This is a genomic window from Aliivibrio fischeri (assembly GCF_009727955.1).
GTDB lineage: Bacteria > Pseudomonadota > Gammaproteobacteria > Enterobacterales > Vibrionaceae > Aliivibrio > Aliivibrio fischeri_A.
This window is the reverse complement of sequence record NZ_WOBR01000035.1, coordinates 1-391: the sequence shown is the minus strand read 5'-3', so window position 1 is coordinate 391 and position 391 is coordinate 1. Positions and strand designations below refer to the sequence as shown.

The following is a 391-nucleotide window of genomic DNA, read 5'->3' as shown; positions in this document are numbered from 1 at the left end:
TATCAAAACTGGCTTCACTTGTTGAGCCATCAGTTGAAGTGGCAATGATGGTGATAGAGTGAGAATCTGCAACTTCATGATCAAGATTGCCAATCAATGTCACGACACCTGTAGTAGCATCGATAGCAAACAGACCTTTTGCAATATCTGCATCTGAGAGTTTATAACTAACGTTATCCCCATCTGGATCTATCGCGAGGCCAGTGATATTTACGACCGTGCCAATCTCAGCATTCTCTGACAAGGTATTTTCGCCAGTATTCGAATCAGTTACTGGGCCAACATCATTGTCCGTATCGCCACCGCCCGGTGTCGAACCATCCGCATCCGTTACTGTAATATCAAAACTTTCTTGGCTTGTTGAGCCATCGGTCGATGTCGCAATGATGGT

General features: G+C 45.0%; 1 protein-coding gene. It reads right to left on the bottom strand.

The genetic code is table 11. The features are described from left to right. Window positions 1–391 (bottom strand): cadherin repeat domain-containing protein (locus GNP81_RS19230; RefSeq protein WP_155675075.1); only part of this gene is annotated, 391 nt, incomplete at both ends.